The following is a 22055-nucleotide window of genomic DNA, read 5'->3' on the forward strand; positions in this document are numbered from 1 at the left end:
TGGTACGCGGGATCCGGCAAGGCCGGCGCCGCGCATTTGACAGGTGAGGGCGTTCCCGGTCACGACCCGGGCGGCCAACGCGTCACCGACGGATCAGCCCTGAGGCGCATCAACGTTCACCGTTCACCGCGGGTTCATTGAATTCACCCTTCCGCCAAATGCATTCCGCCCGAGACGTCGACAGCCGCAATTGATACCAGTTGCGGGTAGGTTGGCCTAGACGCCACATCGCTGTGGAGTCCGGTGGGGCCGGTGGAAAAGGCGCGTGCCGGCGGTGCGCTGTAAGCCAGCTTCTCAACACGCCCGCCCGACTGTGCACTATCGGCGACAGCCAACGACTTATTGGGCGCGTTGACCCCACCCCGATACCCGTCCGCGGGCAGCCGAAACCTGAAGAGAACAACCTCTCATGACCCGCGAGCCGACACTAATTACGAGTAAAGTGAATCCTGGTTGACAGTCCAGCCGGCCCGGAACACGCCGCCCCCCTAGCGCAGAGCGATCGCTCGCAACCGAGCAATTCGGTATTTCCCACTTGAAAGTTCACATATGCAAACCCTTCTAAAGCGGACTGTCACCCAGCACGTCACGGCACGAGGGGTTATCTGTCTGAAACCGTCGACAGCTCAGGCGGTGGAACACCGGGTGCCGCTCAAGGGCGGTGCGATCTCTTACACCCAGGCCGGATCCGGGCCAGTGGTGCTACTCATCCATGGTCTCGGCGGCACACGCCGCACTTGGAAACACTTGATCCCCGGCTTGGCGCGGACCCACACGGTGATCGCACCCGACCTCCCGGGCCATGGCCTGTCCGACCCACCAGCCGCAGACTATTCGCTGGGCACGCATGCCTGCGCGATGCGTGATTTGCTGCTCACGCTGGGCCATCCTCGGGCGAGCATCGTCGGTCATAGCCTCGGGGGCGGTGTCGCGCTCCAACTTGCCTATCAGTTCCCGGAACGCATCGAGCGCGTCGTCCTGATTAGCAGCGGCGGCCTCGGTGCCGAAGTCACACCCATGCTGCGGGCAGCGACCCTGCCCGGAGCGGACATCGTCGTCGCCGGGCTCAGCACGATCCCGGCCGCGCTCACCCAGCGACTGTTCGGCGTCCTGCCGGCGTTGATCGGACACTCTGACGCTCGTGTGCTCGCCGACTTGCTGCGTGGGTTGACGGATGACCAGCAACGACGAGCATTCCTGCACACGGCGCGCACCGTCATCCACCGACGGGGTCAGACGGTCGGAGCCGGCCACCAGCTGGGCCTCCTGGGTGAAATCCCGCTGCTGGTCGCCTGGGGTATCAATGACAAAACCGTCGCCCCGCACCACCACCATGCTTTCGCCCAACGTGTCCCCCACGCAGTGACCGCGCAGATCCCGGACGCCGGGCACTATCCGCACGAAACCGCTTCGGCACAGCTGCTTTCGGCGATACAAACCTTCCTGGCCGCGACCCAGCCGTTCCGGTATATCGAGAGCCGGTGGGTGCAGCTCCTTTCCTCCGCCGAACCGGTTAAGACCCGCCACGCCGCGGCCGCCCCCCCACCCGGGCGTGTCCCTTTCTCCGAGAATCAGGTGCAACAGTAATGGCCATCGCAGACGTAGCCGAATACGCTCATCTGAGCAGCGCGGACGTCGAGGCACTGACCGCCGAACTGGACGCCATCCGTCTCGACGTCGAGGAATCGCGCGGCACGAACGATAGGGCTTACATCCAGCGCACCATCGTTTTTCAGCGTTGTCTCGACCTCGCCGCCCGGGTCGCGATCGGCGCCATCCGAACCAGAACGGGTTGGATACTGGGAACGCTCGCCCTAGCCGCGGCAAAGAGCATCGAGAACATGGAACTGGGCCACAATATCAGCCACGGCCAATGGGATTGGATGAATGACCCCGAAATCCACTCCACCACTTGGGAATGGGACATGGCGGGGCCGTCCTCACATTGGAGGTACTCCCACAACTATCGCCATCACGTCTTCACTAATGTTGTCGGCGTCGACGACGACCTCGGGTACGGCATTATGCGGGTCACCCGGGACCAACAGTGGAAACCCAGCCATCTGGTGCAGCCGCTGCGGCATCTGGTGCTGGCAATCGTTTTCGAATGGGGTATCGCACTGCACGGCTTGCATTCCGAACGAGATCGCGCGCAGACTGACACTGAAAAATCTGCTTGTGCCCGGGATCTGAGCCGGAAAATTGTGCGTCAGGCGTCCAAAGACTACTTGTTGTTCCCGGCGCTCGCAGGGCGGCGCTGGCGGCGCGTCCTAGTCGGGAATGCGATGGCCAACCTACTACGCAATCTGTGGGCATATGCGGTGATCTGCTGCGGCCACTTCGCCGACGGAGCCGAGAAGTTCACGCCTGAGAGCCTGGACGGTGAAACTAAGCCGCAGTGGTATCTGCGACAAATGTTGGGCAGCGCTAACTTTCATGCGGGACCAATACTTGCGTTCATGAGTGGAAACCTCTGCTATCAGATCGAACACCATCTCTTCCCTGATCTGCCCAGCAATCGCTACGCTCAAATTGCGAAGCGGGTGCAGGCGCTGTGTGCGGCATACGGCGTGCCTTACACCACCGGGTCGCTGCCTCGCCAATACCTGCTGGTGCTGCGGACAATCCTCAAACTGGCTCTCCCGGACCCGTTTCTGTGCGCAACCTCCGCTGACCTTCCCGAGACCGCTTCGGAGAAGAGATTTCGCCGCCTCACGAAAAAGCCAGCGCGAACAGGCATTTGGAACCCATTGCGCCGCGGCGCGGACTGGACACGGCGAACCGCAGCCGCAACAACCATGAACCAACCACACTTTACCGCGCAGCAGAGTCGCCGAGAACGCTCGATGACAACCACCACCTGAGTCGCCGCGACCCAGCTGGCCCCGTCCGGGGCCTGCCCTTATAGCTTGTCGAGTCGAGGAAAAAGTATTTCCTGCGCCAAGAGCTGCAGGGCGGCTGCGATCGGAATGGCAACCAGAGCTCCGACAATCCCGAGCAACGAGCCGCCGACCAAGGCGGCCACCACGGTCATGAGCGCCGACACATTGACCGCTCGGCCGATGATCTTGGGCACCAAGAGATAGTCCTCGGCGAGCCGGAACACCACGAAGAACACAGCGGTTCCGATACACACCGGAAGCGACACGGTGAGCGCGACCGCGGCGACGACCACACCGGCGATGGTCGACCCGACTACGGGGATCAAGTCGAAGACGGCCACAAAGATACCCAGCAGCAGCGGGTAGGGAACCGAGAAGGCGGTCAGCCAAATGAAGGTGGCGACCCCGGCGATGATCGAAATCAACCCGTTGCCAAGGACGTAGGCGCCCACCTTGGCGAAGACCTCGTCGCCGATGAGGATGGCGCGGGGGCGCCGACTGTGTGGCACCAGCCGGTACAGGGTGGTCCGGATACGGGGCATGTCGACCAGGAAGTAAACCGTCAACACCGCGACTATGAGTATGTCGGCTACTGCTTCGAAGACGGCGGTTCCCGCACTGACCACATTGTTGAGGATCGACCCCCCCGAGCCGTTGACGGCGTCGGTGATCCGCTGCTGCAGGTGGAAGCGATCGTTGAGCCTGCCGACCGCAGAGGAGTGATCTTGGGCATGCTGAATATATTGCGGCGCTTGGTGTATCAGCTCGCCCGCCTGTTGGGCGAGCGGGGGAATCGCGGCGCCCACGAAGGCGCCCAGCAGTGTCAGGAAGATGGCAAACACCAGCGTGGTCGCCGCCCACCGCGGCAGCTTGTGGTTGACGAACCAGGAGGCGGCCGGTTCAAGGCCGAGCGCGAGAAAGAACGCGACACCGATGAGTATCAGAATCGAGGACATGGATTCCAGGACACGCACCGCTCCGTAGGTGACCGCGACACCGGCGGCCGCTGCCATCCCGACGAAGAAGGGGGATCGCCGATCGAAGCGGCGCCCGGGCCGGCCGAGTGGCTGCTCGTCGGAACTCATCTCGGCGGCCGCCGTTTCCGCCTCGGCGACGCGACCCTCCTCTGGGTGCGGTTGGGCGACCAGATCGCGATCGACCTGGGCGTCTCGCCCCTCGGTGAGGAGGTCGTTGTCAACTCTGGCCATCTGACCCCTCCGCTAATCGGTCCGCGGAGCAAAATCCGCATTCTCCGGAGTACCCGCTTCCCGAGCCGCGAACAGGTGGCTTTCGACCGGGCGCTCGTCCTCTCCATGCCTTCCGGTTATCGGGGTATTGATCAACGGAAGCAGGAGATTTCGGATGTCCGACCTGTTCCCACTGCAAGGTAATCGCCGCATTGGGGCGATGGCGTCGCAACCCTGCGTGCGTTGAGATCACCATCGCAGACCGGGATCGAGATCGCCGACACGAGACACTGCTTTATCGGTGCGTTGGCGGTCGGGGCTGGACTGCACCAGGGCGTGGGATCGAGCCGCCGTTTCGCTACCGCCGCCGCGCCCGATTGTTAACGCGACGCCCGGTGACACCTAGGTAGATGGCGATGAAAATACACGCCAATACGGTGCCAACCAGGAAAGGAATGACCTTGAATCCGCCATTTTGGTTGGAGTACCCCAGTTTGTAGGACACCCACGTCCCAAGGAACGCCCCGAGCGCACCCAGGATCACGGTCATCACGACACCGATGTTCTGCCTGCCCGGCATGATCAGCCTGGCCAATCCGCCCACCAGAAATCCGATGACGACGGCACCAACAATTGTCCCGATCATTTGATCTCCTTAGCCATTAAGGCTCGCGCTAATAACGACGGGATACCCGAATTTGTCTCGTTAACCCCGCTGATCCGCACTAAGGCGAGACGCTGAAATGAAGTGTCGAAACGCACGAACTGTCGCGTTCTTGTGCTCTACTGGCGCACCTCACCGCATCCGCGTTGCCGAACAGCTGCAGTAGTACCGCTGCGACGCGACTTGGTCATGGATCAGGCCGTAGACCAGCGCAAACGCCCGAGCAGGTGATTGAGCCGGGATTCGAGTTCGGCGCTGCTGCGCATAAGCGAAGATTCGACGGGCCAAGAGTCATAACTCGCTGACATCGCTTTCGGCCGCCGACCGTCTGAAGGTGAACGACACTATGACGTTTGCTGCGACGATTCAATCCGCATTCCACGGTTTGACGCGCCGCTACCTGGCTATTCTCAGTTCTGTCATGACGCGTCGAGCGGGCCAGCCCGACGAGCAAGAATCAGATTCGCCGACGGCCGGGCCCCGGAATCGCTTGCACCGCAACCACAGGATGGTGGCCGGTGCCAAAATGCTGGCCGCGGCGGTATCGCTGGTGCTGGTGGCCGCCATCGGCATGGCCTGGCACGCCTATCGCAGCGCCTCAGCGGGCATCACCAAATCCGACGCATTGGCCGGTGAACCGGCGCCGACCGGAAGCGACCAGAACATCCTGATCATGGGCCTGGATAGCCGCCGCGACCAGCACGGGCAGCCGCTGCCACCCGACATCTATGACGCGCTGCACGCAGGCAATGAGGATTCCGCTGACGGCGATTCCGACGCGCTCATCGTGGTGCACCTACCCGCCGGCGACGGTCCGGCCACTGCGATCTCAATCCCCCGCGACGACTACGTCGATCTGGCCGGATGCCCGACCACGGATTGCCGCGGCAAGATCAAGGAGGCCTACAGCTTCGCCTACCAGCGCGTGATGGCCGGCCACGGCTCTGCCGGCTCGCAGCCGAATCCGACCCCGCTTCAAGGGCAAGACTCCACCACTAAAGAACAGTCGGCACGGGAGGCGGGCCGCAAAGCCGAAATCAGCACTGTCAAGACTCTTCTGCAAATTCCGATCGATCACTTCATCGAAGTCACCCTGGCCGGGTTCTTCCAAATCGCGCGGGTAGTCGAACCGATTACCGTGTGCCTCAACGCGGATACTTCGGATCGTTACTACTCCGGCGCGGACTTTCACCGAGGCATGCAACAGATCGACGCAACTCAGGCGCTGGCCTTCGTTCGGCAACGGCGCGACCCCAACGACGCGGCATTCACCGACCTCGACCGAAACCGGCGCCAGCAGGCCTTCATCGTCTCGGTGGTCAGTGCGATGCGCGGCGGTGGGACGTTGTCGAACCCCGCCAAACTGCATGCCCTGTTGGGCGTCGCCAAGCAAAACGTCGCCGTCGACGCCGGTTTCGACTTTGACGATTTCGTTCGTAACGCGTTGGAATTCCCCAACAGACCAGTGGTGCTGTACACGCTGCCGGTCACCAGCTTCGGCGAAATCTCGAACGGCGCCTACGTCAACTTTATCGACATACCCACCATCCGCTCCCTCGTGCACAACCTGGTGGGCGCCGATTCGTCGACAACACCGTCGACCAGCAGCCCCACCACGGCAGCGCAACCTGACAGCGGCGCGCAGAGCGCCCTCGGCAGCGTCGCGCTCGACGTCGTCAACGCCTCGGGCCGACAAGGCGAGGCGGCAAATGTCCAAATGCTTTTAGCGACTGGAAGATTCGGTGAAGGGACCGTCAGCACCGCCGACTCCACCATCGCGACGAGCACCATCACCTACGGACCCGGTGCGAAGATAGCGGCAACTGAGCTCGCCGACCAGTTCGACATAACGGCGACCGCATCCGAGGACATGGCCCGCGACACGGTGCGGTTAACCGTCGGAACCGATTTCTCCCGGTTCGACCACCACCGCAACTACACGTCAGAATCGCCCACCGCAACGTCCACGGCGCCCGTCACCACGGTGCCGGCCACCGGCGCCGGCACGCAAGAACCCGCCGTTACCAACCTCTCGCGCATGACCGCCGACGGCATTCCTTGCGTGAAATGACAAGAAGCTAAGGTGTTTCCGCGGGTCGGGTGTCGAGACCGTGGTCGATGGCGCGGCGCCGTTAGAGGTGCAACGCCTGCGCCGCCGCCGTAGCCACGGCGCCCCTGAGGTTCGAGATCGGCGGGCTGCCCCGCAGGTGGATCGAGTTCGAGAGCAGGATGACGTAGGTATTTGAACCTGGATCCATCCACAGCGTGGTTCCGGTAAACCCGGTGTTGCCAAAGCTGCCGACGGGAAAGACCTTCCCGCGCGGCCTGGAGTAGGCCGTGTCGATGTCCCAGCCAAAGCCAAACAGGCTTTGCCCCGCGATCGCCGGATACTTCGGAGTGTGAGCTTCTCGAGCGGCACGGTTTGCCGCTTCAACTTGTTCGGCGGTATGGCCGGGCTGCTGAGGAGTCGTCATTAGCTCGAGAGTTTCTGGCCGCAAGGGAAACTCACTCGGGCGGTCGGCCAGCCGATCAAGCAGCGCCTGCGCAAAGACGCTGACATCGTGCGCCGTCGAGAACAGGCCCGCATTGCCTGCCACTCCCCCCATGCGGCGCGCCGTCGGGTCATGCACCGTACCCCGAAGCAGGGCATAGAAATCCGGATTCTTGCTGGGGTCGTCTCTGCTTTCCTCGTCACGCGCCGTTGGTGCGATGCGCGGCAGAAGGCTGGTGTTCCATGTCCCCGGGGGACAGGTCATCGGTTCACCCACCGTCGGCGCGGGGGCCCAGGCAACCGCCGCCCCTCGCACCACGTGTGGGCCACAGGCTTTGACCGCAGGAAGGTAGCGGGTCAATTGCAGGCCAAGCGGCGCAAACACATTGCGTTGGACGTACGTGTCTTCAGCCTCGCCCGTGGTCTTTTCGAGCAGCGCGCCCAGCAGGATGTAGTTGATGTCGGAATATCGGAAAAGCTCACCCGGACCTGACTGCAGCGGCGTGGTGAGCGCGCGACGAAGGCCTTCCGCTTTGTCGGGTCCGCCCAGCCCCCAGGGATCTTGAAGGCTGACGTCGATCCCTTCGCCGGAAAAGTTGGTTAGCAACATGCGAACCGTGACCCTGGCCCGCCGTGGATCGTTCGTCGTATTGAAGTCGGGCAGATATTTCTGCACCGGATCGTCGAACGCGACCTTGCCCTGTTCGTAGAGCTGCATGACGGCGACCGCCGTTGCAAGGCACTTCGTCAATGACGCCATGTCGAAGATCGTGTCCTCGGTCATCGGCTCCGCGGGTGCGGGCGACCCGTCCAGCCCCGGTTCGCCCGTCAGTTTGCGCGACCCGTACGCCTGGTGGAAGACGACGTTGCCGCCGTGCCCGACCACCACCACGCCACCCGGCAGCCCGTCTGCCGCGATCGCGTCGTTCATCAGCTTGGAGATGGTCGCGAAGTCGGGTCCGGGAGCCGCGGCGGGCGCCGGCGCGGACGGCTGCGCCGGCTGCTGTGGGCGCTCGGCTACCGGTGTGTGTGCCGTAAAGACCCAGGGTGAGGCCGCGATGAGGGCGAGCAACACAATTGCGAGCACAACCGTCTTGCGCAGCGCGGCTGGCCGGGACTTCCACCTGCCACTGACTACCGGCATACGGCAAGGGTAAGTCGACGGCCTGTCCGCATCCACTACGCCTTCGGTTTCGGCGCAAAGCGGCTGTTGCGCAGTAGTTTAGAAGTGGCTTGCAGTAGCGTTGACGCCGGAGTTGTCTCGCGACACCCGGTCGCGGCGGTCTCGTCGGTATGGAGCAAGCGGTGAGGATTCATCCCCCTTGATGTCCGCCAAGCGATGGGTTGCGGTGCTGGCGGGCACGATGGCCGCCACGCTCACAGCGACACAATGCACCGCCGCGTCGCCACCCCCTGCGGCCAGGTCATCGTCCGCCGCGTCGTCGGCGGGCCCGTCATCGGCACCCGCCGGTAGCAACGTTCGGCCGGTCACCGCCGCGGAGCTCGGCGCGAGCTGGCGGCCGGGTTGCCCCGTGGAGCCCGCACAACTACGACGAGTCGAGGTTGACCACATCGGTTTCGATGGCCGGATGCATCGCGGCGAACTGATCGTGCATCAGGATTTGGCGCCGGAGGTCATCACGGTCTTCGCTCAGCTCTACCGACTTGGCTTTCCCATCGAGAAGATCCGAACGCCCGACCACTATCCGGCCGCCGACGATGAGCTCTCCATGCAGGACAACAACACGTCGGCGTTCAATTGTCGAGGCATCCCGGGAAGCGATCACTGGTCTCAACACGCCTATGGTCGGGCTATCGACCTCAATCCACGTCTCAACCCGTGCGTCTATGCCACTGGCGCCTTCCAGCCGCAAAACGCGGCGGACTACCTGGACCGCAGCCAAACCGAGCCAGGACTCCTACACGACGGGGACCCCGCGGTGCGCGTCTTCACGGACCGCGGGTGGCGGTGGGGCGGTAACTGGACGGCGCCCATCGATTATCAGCATTTCGAGCTGTCCTGAACCGGGACTCTGTAAGAATGCACGGATATGTCGCGCTCATTCGACGTCTCGACCGAGTCACCCGCCAGTGTCGAACAAATCCATGCCGCATTCGGTCGCGAAGACTATTGGCTGGCCCGCATCGCCGATGCCAGCAACATCACATTGGATTCGCTGGTGGTCGACGCCGACGACACGGTGACAGTGCAGACAAGCCAGCATTTCGGTCGTCAACTGTTACCCGGGCTGGTCACCAAACTCGTCAAAGGTGACCTCAAGCTCGTGCATACCGAGACATGGCGACGGGACGGTCACCGCCGGGTGCGTGGGCAAGCCAGCGTCAAGGCGTCCGGTGGATTGGGGTCTGGTCATATGGAAACCTGGCTGGCACCGACGGATGACGGCGGTTGCCAACTGCGCTCCGCCGTGCGCGTGGAAGTAAAAATCCCTTTGCTGGGCGGCAAACTCGAGAAATCCATCGGATCCGATTTGACCCAGGGCATTCCGGAGATACTGCGCTTCACCACCACGTGGATCACCGAAAACGAGGCATAATTCGTCGATCACGTCCCGACGTGTTCCGAGTCCGAACTTTCGACGCATATGTCGAGCACTTCGGCATGGTCCCGGCGAGTACCGTCGAGCAGTCGGCTAGACGCGGGCCGGCATCCTGTCCCAGCCACGCACCGCTGACGACGAGGAAAACACCGCGGCATCGACGTCGACTTCCCAGTCGGGAAACCGATTCATGATCTCGTCCAGCGCAATTCGACCCTCGATCCGCGCGAGCGCGTTGCCGAGGCAGTAATGGGCCCCCACCCCGAACGTCAGATGTTGGCGTACAGATCGTCGGCGGTCCGGAGGGTCATCGGATTCCTGTCTACTGCGTCCGCGCATCCGCACCGAAAGTATCGCGGTGCAATTCGATCAAGGCGTGGAGTTGCTCGAGATAGTGCTGCAACGAATGGTGAACGAAGCGGGCCGACAGGGTGGTAGTGCCGCCGCCGGCCAATTCCCGCAGCGTGTCTTGCGTCGCTTCGGGTTTTCCGGCGGGGTCGAGAGGTTGTTCGGCGGGCATCACCACCTCGAAATCCGGCGGTAGCTCGAACTGCGCCAGCCACTTTGCAGCGGTCTGGATCGACACGTAGTACGGGCACCAACCGTCCGCAAGGCTGACCGCGCGTCGCAACGAACGTCGTGTGCGCCCGCCGACCCAGATCGGCATGTGTGGCTGTACCGCACAGGGATCCACTGTCAGGCCGCGGAACGAGTAGAACTCACCTCGATACGCCGGCTCGTTGGTCGGTAGGGCCGCTCGCAGCGCCCTCAGGGTGTCGTCGCCGCGGGCGCCGCGGTCGTTGAAAGGCACACCGAGCAGGTCGAACTCCTCCTTGAGCGATCCGACGCCGACACCGAGGATCACCCGCCCTCCGCTGACGTGATCGAGTGTGCCGTAACGCTTTACGATCGCCAACGGATGGTGGTATCCCAACACCAAGGTCATGGTGGCGAGGCGAATCCGCTTCGTGCGCGCCGAGACATAACCGAACGTGGCCAGTGGATCCCAGTAGCGAGCTCCGCGACGACTGGATTCAGTCGAGGGCATGCCGATGTGCTCGCTGCAGGTCATGTGGTGGTAGCCGAGCCGATCCGCAACCTCCGCGGCCCGGCCGATGTCCTCGATGCCGGCGTCCTTCTCCCACTGCAGCGGTGCCCCCGCGACATTGGTGACGACCGGGGTGGCGATACCGAGTTTCACTGCAGGGGCTCTTCACCCGCGAGAATCGTTCGGTGCATGAGGCGGCCGCTGTCGACCGGATACGGCAACACCCTGTGCATGGTCCCGGTGTTGTCCCAGATCAGCAGATCACTCGGCTGCCACTGATGCTGGTAGACGTATTGCGGCTGGGTGGCCCAATCACGAAGCCGGGCAAGCAAAGCACGGCTCTCCTCTACCGGCAGGCCGATCACGTAATCCGACGTTGCGCCCAAGAGCAAGGATTTGCGGCCGGATTGATGGGTCCACACGATCGGGCACGCCTTGGTGGGCGACTTCTGCCAGAATGAAACCTCGTCATAACTCATCTCCGGGGTGACGTAATACTGCGAGCGCTCCGCGCTGTGCACCACCTGAAGCTGCGCTATCGCTTCCTTATCGGCATCCGGAAGGTCCTCGTAGGCCGCGTACGTATTGCAGAATTCGGTCTGCCCTCCGATCTCGGAGAGCTGCACTGCTCGCAGCAGCGTAGCCAGGTTCGGTAGCGGCTGCAGGGAGCCGTCGAAGTGCCAAAACATCGAACCTTGAAGATATTTGGCGCGCTGATTCACCTTCTCGTCGAGGGAGATCTTGTTGATGCCGCCCTGGCCCTCGTTGGCGACCAGCGCGCCGAGGGTCTTGGCAATGGCGATCTGCTGCTCGTCGCCAATGTCCAGCCCGCGGAAGAACACCACACCACGCTGCTCGAGGACCTCACGAATCGTCGAAGTCTCGCGCCCGCTCAACAACGTGTCGAGGTCGGTTCTGATTTCGCTGCCGATTCTCGGGGTGAGGTCGACGACTTCCAGCTGCGCAGAGGTGAGGCCCATGGTTTCAGCTGACTCTCGTGAGAATGGTGTTGGCCGAATGCTTTACCCGCGGCTGCTTCCACAGCTCGACGGCCAACGAGACGGTGATCAGTGAGTAGAGCAGGTTGCGCAGATTGACGACGTCATCGGGCAGCGGCTCGGAGTAGTCGAACTTGTCGATGTAGGCGACGGCTTCCTCGGCACGTGGAAACACCTCGTCGTAGAATGCCCGGATTTCGTCCATCGAGCTGTTGACGCGTTTGACGTAGCGCTCATGACCGTCCTCGATCGCCCACTCGGGCACCAAGTGCTCGAGTGGCGAAAACTCGCTCGGCAGAACAGTACTCATCGCAAGCCTGCCTTGGCCGCTTCGCCGGCCTCAACGTAGTCGCCGACCACCTTGTGCAGATGACGCAGCAGGATCTCTTCGTCATTCATCGTGAAATGTGTCAGGACACCGCTGTTGAGCATTGCCTGTAGACCCTCGGAGGGACTCGCGTCTTCGAGGATGATGTCGTTGAGGAAGGTCACGGTGAGTTCCTGGCCGAGTCGCTCCTTATGCGTCTTCGGCGGCTGATAGAACATCTCGACCTCGAACACGTGCGAGTGCGGGCCTGTGGGCCAGTGGGCGTGGGTGGTGAATCCGGATGCGCCGAAGATGATGACGAAGTTGGGGAAGAACTGGAACGAGTCGAAGCCGTACTTCTCCGACCGCGTCGGATTGATCCCCGGGGGCATCGGCCCTCGGTCGCCCTTTTTGTTCCAGGGACCCGCGGCGCTGGCTTCCATCACGCACTCGATCGGCTTGGAATAGGGCGTCTTTTGCGAGGGCTCACCGGAGAACGAGAACATCCGATGCGGACCGCTGAGTTGATAGGCCAGCGCGTCGGTGAACGGGTTCGGCTGGTCGAACGCATCTCTGGCTTCGGCGGTGACAGCGCCGAAGGACGACGCGTGCAGATACGGCCCGTGGTAACTCTCGGCGAAGCTGTCGACGAAGATCTTCCAGTTGCACTGCAGCTCTGCCGAGAATTTGTAAACCTGATGCGGGCCGTCAAACGGATAGCCCTCGATGCCGTGGGCCAGTTCGCCGAGGAAGAAACGCAGCGGCTCGGTGTTGTTGGGGTTGAGGTTGATGAAGATGAAGCCTTCCCACACCTCGCACTGCACCGCCGGCACCTGGCAGCTGTCGGCGTCGAAGTCCAGCAGCAGATCCTTGCGTGTGGCCGAGTGCAGCGAGCCGTCCAGTTTGTAGCGCCAGCCATGGAAGCGGCAGTACAACAACGAAGCGCGCCCAGACACCTCCTGGAACGGGTCGTCTTCCCACAACATCTTGTTGCCGCGGTGCGGGCAGATGTTGTGGAAGGCGCGGATCACCTGGTCCTTGCCGCGCACGATGATGATCGAGGTGTTCAGGAACTTGAACTCGCGGGTGAAGTAGCTGCCCGAGCGCGGGAGACGTTCGACTCGCCCGACGTACAGCCAGGTCTTCTTGAAGACGTGCTCGCGTTCTTTCTCGTAGAACTCTTCGGACACACAATCTTCGAGCGACACCGCGCCACGGCCGAGTTCGGGATAAGCGTCGGTCCAGTGCCCGCTAGGGGGCTTGGCGACGGCGACGGGCTGGTTCATCCCCGAATACCTCCTACGTGGTGCGGCCGACGCTAGCAGCTGTGGGAACCCCCAATAAGGGCTACGAACGCAACACCCTGTTGCATACTTGGAACACCGCTCATGGAACAAAATCTGCCCTTTGACCTCAATGCCCTGCTGGTATTCGGCAAGGTGGTGGACTGCCGCAGCATTTCAAAGGCGGCGACGGCGCTGGGCATGCCCAAGTCCACGGTGAGCCGCAAGCTGACCAAGCTGGAATCCGACCTGGGCATCAAGCTGCTACGGAAGAACACCCATCAGCTGACGGTCACCGACATCGGCGAGCAGATCTACGACCACGCGATGAACATCTTGACCGAGGCCAACGGCGTCCGGGCCCTGGTGGAGGGCAGCAGGCAGGAACCTCAGGGTGAACTGCGGGTCGCGATACCGGTGAGTCTGGGCATCGACTACGCATCCCGCGTCGGCGCCACCTTTCTTCAGCGTTACCCGAACTCGCGCTTGGACATCCGGTTGGTCGACAACATGGTCGACCCGATCAAGGACGGTTATGACGTCGTGTTCGGTCCCGGACCGCTACAGGATTCCACGCTGATCGCGCGCAAAGTCTTCGACCTGAACCTTTTCCTCTGCGCCTCGACCGATTTCGTGCGCCGGCTGAAAGATCCGATCACCGAGCCCGCGCAGGTGGACACTCTGCCGTTCATCGACTTCGGGTTCTGCGGACCGCAAAAGTTGGCGGTGACCAAACGTGACAGGCGACACGAGTTGTCGCCACGAGTACGCGCACGGGCCAACAACTTTCAGGTGTGCAAGGAGTACATCCTGCAGGGTCTCGGCATCGGCGCCATGCCCACGCAGATCATCTGCACCAAGGAATTGCACGACGGCACCATCGTGCCGATCCTTCCCGACTGGGCGGTCGAGCCTCTGGCCGTGCACATGATCTATCCCTTCGAGCTCTCCTTCTCCACCCTGATCAGCGCCTTCTATGAGACGGCCTGTCAGATCATCGTCGAGAACATCGCCCGAGCCGAGACCTAGAGTTCGGCCGAATTGAGAGACAATCGCCTCATGCCCAGTGAACCCGAATATCCGCCGGCCGCGCCAAAACCGAAGCGGGTGCACGTCACGCCCGAGGACGTGGAGAGGTTCGGCGACGAGGAGCAGGTGCGCGAGGCGTCAGACGAGCGCAGGCTGCGCGACGAACAACCGCCGCACCACCACTAACGCCGGGGGGCTTAGAAGACCGCACTGGAGAAGTGCGACGCCACTGAGTGACACTGGTAGCTATGAGTTTCGTGGAAAGCGTCTTCTCGCAGGTGCTACGAGTGCACGACACGGTCTATCAGAAGTCAAACGGCTGGATCGGTCACCGCACGCTGTGGATACCGAGCCTGCTACTGCATACCGTCGGCGCGAAGACCGGTGAACAACGTACGACGTCGCTGAGCTACGCCCGCGACGGCGACAACTATCTAGTGGTCGCGTCCAAGGGCGGTGCGCCCCAGGCTCCTGGCTGGTACCACAACCTGAAGGCCAATCCCGACGTCGAGATCAACGTCGGCCCAAGACGTTTCGCCGTCACCGCACGGCCGGTGCTGTCCGGCGATCCCGACTACCAGCGGCTATGGCAGATCGTCAACAAGAACAATCAAAACCGCTACAACGAATACCAAAGGAAGACGTCGCGCCCAATCCCCGTCGTCGTCCTGGCACCGAGGGGCTAGAACAGCCCGAAGTCGCGAACTCAGGTTGGGGCGTTAGCCTCTGGGCCGAGAGTGAAAACCCGCACCTCGGCCGACTTGCCCTTCAAAGCGTGCGCTCCCCGATCGAGGAGTCCGGGCGGTCGAGATGTCAGCGCGTCCGCGCACCGACCGGTGAGAAGGATGGCGTCGCCCGTGGTCTTGGTGAGCTGCTCGACGCGTGCGGCGACGTTGACCGCGTCACCGATCAGCGTGAACTCGAGCTTGCCACCGCCACCGATGGTGCCGGCGATCACTACGCCGGTGTTGATTCCAATCCCGATCCGAAGGGCACCACCGAATCGATCGTCGACGAGACGCTGAATCGAGACAGCAACGGACACCGCCGCGTCGGCGTGATCCGCAAGGTCGTTCGGGGCGCCGAACACGGCCAACGCTCCATCGCCGAGGAACTTGTTGACGTGCCCACCGGCGTCGACAACGGCGGGCACCACGATTTCAAACAGGGCGTTGAGCCGGGCGACCGTGTCCTCGGCGGAGTTCGCCTCGGCGAACGGCGTGAAGTCACGGATATCGACGAACAGCACCGTCACCTCGCGGCGCTCACCGGTGAACACGTCGTCGCCCTGCTGAAGCAACCGCGCGGCGAGAGCGGGATCGACGTAGGTGCCGAACGCGCCCTGAAGTCGTTGCCGCTCAGCCAAACCCGCCTGCATGCGATTGAACGACGCGGCCAGCGCACCGAGGTCGTCGTCGTGAACGACCGGTAGGCGCTGGCTGTAGTCGCCGGTACCAACGCGCTCGGCGCCTCGGGCAAGGTCGCGAATGGGTTGTAGTGACGGTGAGAATCCGAGGCCCACCGAGACCGGTACCGCGAAGAGAATCGTTAAGACGCCGCCGATCACCACGGACAGGATCGGGTTCTCGTCGACCGAATTGAGCACGGCCGCAAACAATGCGCCGCTGATGCCGTACGCAAACGCGACGGCAACCATGGACACGTTCGACCGCGCGGCGAAGGTCGGGTGAGAGCGTGGCAGCGAATCACCCAATCCGGTGTCACCGGCGAGCGCGACCCTGGCTGGGCGCCATGCCGCCTCCACGACGTTGTGATAAGCGACCAGCTGGACCGTCGTTCCGAGGACGGCGCCGAGAATCGCGTACTGGACCAGCCGTGACCACGTTGCTCCGGCCATCGCGCCGACGGACACCGACAGCGCGGCGGCCCAGACACCGGTTCCCCACACCGCCCGGAAAGTCGCCCCACGGGCGAACGAATAGGTGCCCTCGAGAGCGGTCGCTCGATCGACGTCGTGGCCCGCCGCCCACTGCTGCGCAGGGCGTGCCCATCGGCGCCCCGGAACGATCAGCATGCATACAAGTACCAGCACCGCACCGACGGTGACGACTGCCGCCTCAACGTATTGACCGGACTTCTCGAAAGCGACGATCGGGAACGATAAGAGGATGGCGTAGATCGGATAGGCAATGAGAAATCCGATCACGCCACACGGCCACGTATATCGCGCCCCGTACCGATCCCACGCCCACTGCCAGATGCGGTCCATGCCCGGAGGTTAAAGGTCCAGCGGCCGCGATGCGCCGAAAAGGGCTGCATCTCTACGGCCCTTCTGTGTAGCGATGGCCGATAAGTAGGCGCTCAGCAGGCCCCGCCTGCGGTCGTCCGTGAGTCGGCTGCAGCATCGAGGCACGATGTCTCTCATGGTCGTCTACCGCGCGCCGATGCGATCCCGCAACGACGCCGTCGAGCCACAAGCCGCCATCGATCGCGCTCGCCGGATCGGCGTGTGCGGGTTCGGGCCATCCGTGAGTGGGCCGGCCGAACAGGAGCGGCTCGACCGTCGGGTCGCCCGATTCGCCGAGCTCGACGAAGGTTCGTTCGTGTGGACACGCGACACCCACGGGTGGTTCTGGTTGGGCCGCATCTCCGGGCCTTACTTCTACGACGCTGACGAGACCGCTGCAGCGGTGGATTTGGTGCACGTACGGCCCTGCGAGTGGGTGTCCATGCCGGTGCTGGAGCAACATGTGCCGGTCGCCGTCGTCGCCACATTCCGGCGGGGTGGACGGAACTTCCAGGAAATCCACCACCCCTCGATCGCCACGGAGACACAAACGATTTGGGACGCGCGGACAAATCAGCCGGCAGAGAACTAGAGCACGGCGGGAGCCCGCGCCGCCGAAGCAGCCATTGGTGGAGCTGCCGTACGTGTCGCGAGTAAGCCCTACCCGTCAACCTTCGACGGCGAACAGCGCCCACTCGCCCGCCACACCCTTGAGGGCGTGCGCGCCGCGAGCGGCAAAGCCAAGACCCGAACCGGCGACCAGGTCGACGACGATGCGCGAGACGAGCACCTCGCCCGCCCCGGCCGCCGCTGCCACACGCGCGGCGATGTGGACGGCGATGCCGCTGATGTCGTCGTCGCGCAACTCCACCTCACCCGTATGTACGCCCGCCCGCACCTCGAGGCCCAGGCTCCGCAGCACGTCGCGGATCGCCGCGGCACACCGGATCGCGCGGGCGGGCCCGTCGAACCGGGCGAGGAAGCCGTCGCCCGTCGTGTTGACCTCGCGGCCCTGGAAGCGTGCGAGCTGGCGCCGTACCTGGGCGTCGTGCCTGCCGAGCAGCTCCTTCCATCGCTGATCGCCAAGCTCGACCGCTCGCTTCGTGGAGTCGACGATGTCGGTAAACAGCACGGTGGCCAGGACGCGCTCGACCGCAGGCCGCGGGCGGACGCCGGTAAGGAACTCCTCGATCTCATCGAGCAGGGCGTCAGCGTCGCCCGTAAAGAACAGGTGGTCGGCGCCCTCGGTCTCGACGAACTTGGCCCCGCGGATGCGCTCGGCGAGGTAGCGACCCATCTCGCCGCTCACCATCCGGTCGTCGCGCCGGTGAAGCACGAGCGTCGGCGCCTGGATCGCGGGCAGCACGTCGCGGATGTCCAGCTGCGGATAGAGCGCGAAGATGTTGCGGACCATGCCCGGGCTGGCGGCCACCCGCTGCAGCCGCGCCCACCACCGCCGGAACTCCGCGTCGCCCCGCCGGCTCGGAGCCCATGCAGCCAGTCCGACGCCCTCACCCCAGCCTTCGGCACTCACCTCGACCAACGCCGACAGCTGCTCCTCGGTGACGCCGAGCGGGTAGTCGGTTGCTCGGAGCAGGCGGGAGAACGTGCCATATAGGGCAAGCGCATTCACGCGATCGGGATGGCCGGCGGCCGTCAGCATCGCCATCGTGCCACCCTCCGAAATGCCCAGGAGGTCGGCGCGTTCACATCCGGCCGCGTCCATGACGGCACGCAGGTCATCGACGGATTCTTCCAACGTCGGCGCGTGCATCACCGGATCCGAGAGGCCAGTGCCCCGCTTGTCAAAGGTGACGACGCGACGAAAGGACGCGAGCCGTGAGTAGAAGTGGACGACCGCCGGCTCCTCCCACATGATGTCGAGGTGTGAGATGAAGCCGGGCGCGACGACGAGGTCGGGCCCCTCTCCTGTCACCGAGTACGCGATGTTCAGGCCGCCGCTCTTGGCATAGTGGATGTCCGGCGGGACGTTCATGGTCGAACCTTACGCCTGCGTGGGCCACGTTAAGTCGTACCGGACGATCCGCCAACGACGGCGGCGCATCGAGGGCAATATTTGACGCGAATGTCTTCGTCAAAGCCTTATTTCCCGGTATCCAATTCTTTCCGATGGCAGGGATTTCGGGATCTGCGGTGCATCAAGTCCGGCTACAACGCGGCGACACAATCGATACCTCCAGCTACCCGCTAGACGCGGCTGCATCCGGCTCCGCGATTCATGCTCGGATGCGGGACGAGGCGGTAACTTTCCTCGCTTCAGAGTGGGTGGTTAGCCTGCCAAGTATGGTCACGTCGCCTGCCGCGCTCACCGCCGCGGAGCTGGAATTGCGGGACCAGGTACGCACATTCCTGGCCGAGGCGCTGCCCTGGGGCACGTTCGAACCTGGCCTCGGCATGAGCGCCGAGGTGAATCCGCAGTTCTCCGCCGCATTGGCCGGGCGTGGCTGGGTCGGCATGGCGGTGCCGGCCCGTTATGGCGGCCATGACGCCACCGCCGTCGACCGTTTCGTCGTTGTCGAAGAGCTGCTGCGCTGGGGCGCCCCGGTGGGGCATCACTGGGTGGCCGACCGGCAGATCGCGCAGGTGCTGGTGCGTTACGGCACCGAGGAACAGAAGAAATGGTTGTTGCCGCGAATTTGCCGGGGCGAGTTGTGTTTTTGCATCGGCATGAGCGAGCCGGACGCCGGAAGCGACCTCGCGTCGGTGCGGACGCGTGGCGTGCGAGACACGGACGGCTGGCGAGTATCGGGTGTCAAGGTATGGACGAGCAACGCCATGCGCGCCGACTTCATGATCGCGCTGTGCCGAACCGGTGATGGCGAACGGCACGTGGGTCTGAGCCGATTTCTGATCGACATGCGCAGCCCTGGCGTGACAGTCAAACCGATCCCCTTTCTGAACGGCAGCACCGACCACTTCGCCGAAGTGCTCCTGGACGGCGTGCTGGTGTCCGACGAGATGGTGATCGGCGAAATCGGGCAGGGTTGGGCGCAGAACGCCGACGAGTTGGCCTTCGAGCGCAGCGGCCCCGACCGCTGGATCTCGACCTTCCTGCTCGTTCAGGAATTCATCCGCGAAAACCGGGACCTGGCCGCCAGTCCCGAAGGGAGCCGGCTGATCGGCGAGCTCACGGCCCAGTACTGGGTGCTACGCCGGCTCTCGCTGACCGTCGCCAGGGCGATCGACGCCGGCGGTACCCCTGCGGCCGAGGCGGCGCTCATCAAAGAGATGGGCACCCGCTTCGAGCAAGACGTCGTGCGCGCGCTGCAGGAGTTATTGGACCGCGAGCTGGTGCGCGGCCCGGAACCGCCGTCGTTGTTCGAACGGTTGTTACGTCGCGCCGCGCTGGACGCGCCGTCATTCACCATCCGGGGCGGCACCACTGAGGTGTTGCGTTCGGTCGCCGCCAAAGGGCTGTCATGAGCGACGACCAGCTATATAGCGCTGCCGCCAAACTGTTTGCCACGCAAAGCCGTTGGGAGGACGTCGGCGAAGCCGAAGCCACCGGCTGGGCGCCAGAACTATGGCAAGCGATGCAGCAGAGCGGATTCAGCGACGTCCCCGTTCCCGAAGAGCTGGGCGGAGCCGGAGGCGGTGTTGCCGACGCGGTGCAGCTACTGCGTGCCGCCGGAGCGCATGCGGCACCCGTGCCCCTGGCCGAAGCCGGACTGGTCGGCGGGTGGCTATTGGCGTCTGCCGGTTTGACACTGCCCAAAGGTGTTCGCACGGTACTGCCGCCCGCCGCCACGCTCCGTCTCCGCGGTGGCCGCCTGTTCGGATCGGTGCCGGCAGTCGCGTGGGGTCGCCGGGCGGAGCATGTCATCGGACTCGTCGAAGGAGTCGTGGTGCTCGCGCCCGGACCGGCCGCCTCATCAGGAGGCCCGGCCGTCAGCCGCGGGGTAAATCTCGCCGAAGAACCTCGTGACACAGTGGTTTTCGACAGTGTGCCAGTAGCGGCGCGTGCCGACGCACCGGACGGGGTCACCGAACAATCGCTATGGGAACGCACCGCGCTAGGGCGTGCGGCGCTGATGGCCGGCGCGATAAGCGCGGTCGCCGCAATGACATTGCGCTACAGCGGCGAACGTGAGCAATTCGGACGCCCCATCGGTCGCTTCCAGGCCGTTCAAGCACATCTGGTGACCATCCACCAGCAGGCCGCACTGGTCGCGTCGGCCATCGACGGTGCCGTCGAAGCGGTCGAACTGGGCCGGGGCGGCTTCGAAATCGCTTGCGCCAAAATGCTTGCCGACCGGGCCGCGCAGCTGGTGACGGCGGCCGCCCACCAGACGCATGGCGCTATCGGTATGACGAAGGAGTATCCGTTGCATTATCTGACCCGTCGACTATGGTCCTGGCGCGACGAAGCCGGAGGGCATCACCGCTGGGCGCATCGACTCGGTGCGGCCCTCGTCGCCCGTGGCCCCGACGCCTTGTACCCAGCCATCCAGTCAGGGTCGGAGGTGGTGTCGTGAACCGACTGCAGCGCGAAGACGGGGTCACGCTGGCCTATCAGGTGCACAACCCGGACGCGCCGGGCTTGCCGCTCTTGCTCACACACGGGTTCGGCGCCACCGCGGGCATGTGGAACCCCAATATCGACGCCTTGAGCGTCGACCGACCGGTGATCGTCTGGGACCAGCGCGGCCACGGCAGCAGCGACGCACCCGACGACATGGAGCGCTACACCGAGCAGATCAGCGTCGCCGACATGGCGGCAATTCTCGACGCCGCGGGCGCCGATCGCGCTGTACTCGGCGGAATGTCCTTGGGCGGCTACCTATCCCTGGCCTTCCACCTCGTCCATCCGCAGCGCGTGGCCGCGCTGGTGCTGGTCGACACGGGACCGGGTTATCGCAACGACGTAGCACGCGACAAGTGGAACGCGTGGGTGGAACGACGCGCTCAAGAACTCGAGAAGGGCGAAGGGCGCGCCGACATCTCGACGGAAGTCGCTCAGGCGGTGCATGCGCATCCCGAGGGGCTGCCTCGCGCTGCCCGCGGTGTGATGGCCCAAAAGGACGCTCGCGTGATCACATCGCTCGACGGGATCACGGTCCCTACGTTGGTGGTCGTCGGCGCCCAAGACACCGACTTCCTGGCCCCGGCCGACTACATGCACCGCAAGATCTCCAATTCCCGCAAGGTAGTCATCGACAACGCGGGGCATGCGGCGAATATGGACCAGCCCGTGACATTCAATGCCGCCGTGCGCGAACTGTTGGAACAGCTATGACCACTGTCGATGTATCCATCGAATTCGTCGGGCACGTGGCCATGGTGGAGATCCACCGGCCCCCGAACAACTACTTCGACACGGCCTTGATCGCGCGCAT

The 22055-nt window shown here is 63.8% G+C and carries 21 protein-coding genes and 1 pseudogene; 12 read left to right on the forward strand and 10 right to left on the reverse strand.

Features of this window, described 5'->3' with window-relative positions:
- Positions 1–549: 549 nt before the first annotated feature.
- Positions 550–1587: an alpha/beta fold hydrolase gene (locus VFW69_RS04810; protein ID WP_526498707.1), complete on the forward strand. Its 1038-nt coding sequence runs from the start codon at positions 550–552 to the stop codon at positions 1585–1587.
- Positions 1587–2864: a fatty acid desaturase family protein gene (locus VFW69_RS04815; protein WP_526498709.1), complete on the forward strand. Its 1278-nt coding sequence runs from the start codon at positions 1587–1589 to the stop codon at positions 2862–2864. The genes VFW69_RS04810 and VFW69_RS04815 overlap by 1 nt, the downstream gene beginning before the upstream one ends.
- Before the next feature lie 38 nt (positions 2865–2902).
- Here VFW69_RS04815 and VFW69_RS04820 read toward each other — a convergent pair whose 3' ends face one another.
- Together VFW69_RS04820 and VFW69_RS04825 are read right to left on the reverse strand one after the other, a co-directional pair.
- The gene (locus tag VFW69_RS04820; protein ID WP_526498711.1) at positions 2903–4090 is read right to left on the reverse strand and encodes an AI-2E family transporter; all 1188 of its coding nucleotides are present in this window, start codon (positions 4088–4090) and stop codon (positions 2903–2905) included.
- Between the two features lie 337 nt (positions 4091–4427).
- Complete coding sequence (locus VFW69_RS04825; protein ID WP_526498713.1) at positions 4428–4715, reverse strand: GlsB/YeaQ/YmgE family stress response membrane protein; 288 nt, start codon at positions 4713–4715, stop codon at positions 4428–4430.
- A gap of 526 nt (positions 4716–5241) precedes the next feature.
- On the opposite strand from VFW69_RS04825, the gene VFW69_RS04830 reads away from it, so the two are divergent.
- The gene (locus VFW69_RS04830; protein ID WP_526498747.1) at positions 5242–6804 is read left to right on the forward strand and encodes an LCP family protein; all 1563 of its coding nucleotides are present in this window, start codon (positions 5242–5244) and stop codon (positions 6802–6804) included.
- A gap of 61 nt (positions 6805–6865) precedes the next feature.
- Here VFW69_RS04830 and VFW69_RS04835 read toward each other — a convergent pair whose 3' ends face one another.
- Positions 6866–8368: a serine hydrolase domain-containing protein gene (locus tag VFW69_RS04835; protein ID WP_526498715.1), complete on the reverse strand. Its 1503-nt coding sequence runs from the start codon at positions 8366–8368 to the stop codon at positions 6866–6868.
- 181 nt (positions 8369–8549) lie between these two features.
- Between VFW69_RS04835 and VFW69_RS04840 the strand changes: the two genes are divergently transcribed.
- Positions 8550–9248: a M15 family metallopeptidase gene (locus tag VFW69_RS04840; RefSeq protein ID WP_526498717.1), complete on the forward strand. Its 699-nt coding sequence runs from the start codon at positions 8550–8552 to the stop codon at positions 9246–9248.
- Between the two features lie 27 nt (positions 9249–9275).
- Positions 9276–9782, forward strand: coding sequence for a DUF2505 family protein (locus tag VFW69_RS04845; RefSeq protein WP_526498719.1), 507 nt, complete (start codon positions 9276–9278; stop codon positions 9780–9782).
- 96 nt (positions 9783–9878) lie between these two features.
- On the opposite strand, the pseudogene VFW69_RS04850 reads toward VFW69_RS04845, so the two are convergent.
- The 5 genes and pseudogenes from VFW69_RS04850 to VFW69_RS04870 form a co-directional block, all read right to left on the reverse strand.
- Positions 9879–10085 (reverse strand): annotated as a pseudogene (locus VFW69_RS04850) (cytochrome P450); the annotation flags it as partial.
- Positions 10086–10107: 22 nt separating this feature from the next.
- On the reverse strand, positions 10108–10986 hold the full coding sequence (locus VFW69_RS04855) for a TIGR03619 family F420-dependent LLM class oxidoreductase (RefSeq protein ID WP_526498721.1): 879 nt from the start codon (positions 10984–10986) through the stop codon (positions 10108–10110).
- Positions 10983–11813 (reverse strand): TauD/TfdA dioxygenase family protein, encoded by an 831-nt coding sequence (locus VFW69_RS04860; RefSeq protein ID WP_526498723.1) that lies wholly within the window; start codon positions 11811–11813, stop codon positions 10983–10985. Before VFW69_RS04860 ends, VFW69_RS04855 begins: the two co-directional genes overlap by 4 nt.
- A 4-nt stretch (positions 11814–11817) precedes the next feature.
- Positions 11818–12141: a hypothetical protein gene (locus VFW69_RS04865; protein ID WP_526498725.1), complete on the reverse strand. Its 324-nt coding sequence runs from the start codon at positions 12139–12141 to the stop codon at positions 11818–11820.
- Complete coding sequence (locus VFW69_RS04870; RefSeq protein WP_526498727.1) at positions 12138–13424, reverse strand: aromatic ring-hydroxylating oxygenase subunit alpha; 1287 nt, start codon at positions 13422–13424, stop codon at positions 12138–12140. Before VFW69_RS04870 ends, VFW69_RS04865 begins: the two co-directional genes overlap by 4 nt.
- Before the next feature lie 102 nt (positions 13425–13526).
- Here VFW69_RS04870 and VFW69_RS04875 point away from each other — a divergent pair, with 102 nt between their 5' ends.
- The 3 genes from VFW69_RS04875 (at position 13527) to VFW69_RS04885 (ending at position 15136) form a co-directional block, all read left to right on the forward strand.
- A complete protein-coding gene (locus VFW69_RS04875) occupies positions 13527–14450 on the forward strand; it encodes a LysR family transcriptional regulator (protein ID WP_526498729.1) in 924 nt (307 codons plus the stop codon).
- Between the two features lie 30 nt (positions 14451–14480).
- Positions 14481–14636 carry a hypothetical protein gene (locus tag VFW69_RS04880; protein WP_526498731.1) on the forward strand — a complete coding sequence of 52 codons (156 nt, stop codon included), beginning with the start codon at positions 14481–14483 and terminating at the stop codon, positions 14634–14636.
- 62 nt (positions 14637–14698) lie between these two features.
- Positions 14699–15136, forward strand: a complete 438-nt coding sequence (locus VFW69_RS04885) for a nitroreductase family deazaflavin-dependent oxidoreductase (protein WP_526498733.1) — start codon at positions 14699–14701, stop codon at positions 15134–15136.
- A 20-nt stretch (positions 15137–15156) separates the two neighbouring features.
- On the opposite strand, the gene VFW69_RS04890 is transcribed toward VFW69_RS04885, so the two are convergent.
- A complete protein-coding gene (locus VFW69_RS04890; protein ID WP_526498735.1) occupies positions 15157–16680 on the reverse strand; it encodes an adenylate/guanylate cyclase domain-containing protein in 1524 nt (507 codons plus the stop codon).
- A 145-nt stretch (positions 16681–16825) separates the two neighbouring features.
- Here VFW69_RS04890 and VFW69_RS04895 point away from each other — a divergent pair, with 145 nt between their 5' ends.
- Complete coding sequence (locus tag VFW69_RS04895) at positions 16826–17290, forward strand: GAF domain-containing protein (RefSeq protein WP_526498737.1); 465 nt, start codon at positions 16826–16828, stop codon at positions 17288–17290.
- A gap of 75 nt (positions 17291–17365) precedes the next feature.
- Here VFW69_RS04895 and VFW69_RS04900 read toward each other — a convergent pair whose 3' ends face one another.
- Positions 17366–18694, reverse strand: coding sequence for an adenylate/guanylate cyclase domain-containing protein (locus VFW69_RS04900; RefSeq protein ID WP_526498739.1), 1329 nt, complete (start codon positions 18692–18694; stop codon positions 17366–17368).
- Between the two features lie 308 nt (positions 18695–19002).
- On the opposite strand from VFW69_RS04900, the gene VFW69_RS04905 reads away from it, so the two are divergent.
- From VFW69_RS04905 to VFW69_RS04915, 3 genes are read left to right on the forward strand one after another with little or no spacing between them, the layout of a single operon-like run.
- Positions 19003–20142, forward strand: coding sequence for an acyl-CoA dehydrogenase family protein (locus VFW69_RS04905; RefSeq protein WP_526498741.1), 1140 nt, complete (start codon positions 19003–19005; stop codon positions 20140–20142).
- Complete coding sequence (locus VFW69_RS04910) at positions 20139–21194, forward strand: acyl-CoA dehydrogenase family protein (protein WP_526498743.1); 1056 nt, start codon at positions 20139–20141, stop codon at positions 21192–21194. The genes VFW69_RS04905 and VFW69_RS04910 overlap by 4 nt, the downstream gene beginning before the upstream one ends.
- Entirely contained in the window at positions 21191–21955 is a 765-nt protein-coding gene (locus tag VFW69_RS04915) for an alpha/beta fold hydrolase (protein WP_526498745.1), read from the forward strand. The genes VFW69_RS04910 and VFW69_RS04915 overlap by 4 nt, the downstream gene beginning before the upstream one ends.
- Positions 21956–22055: the final 100 nt, after the last annotated feature.

This window comes from Mycobacterium sp. (assembly GCF_036273375.1).
Lineage (GTDB): Bacteria > Actinomycetota > Actinomycetes > Mycobacteriales > Mycobacteriaceae > Mycobacterium.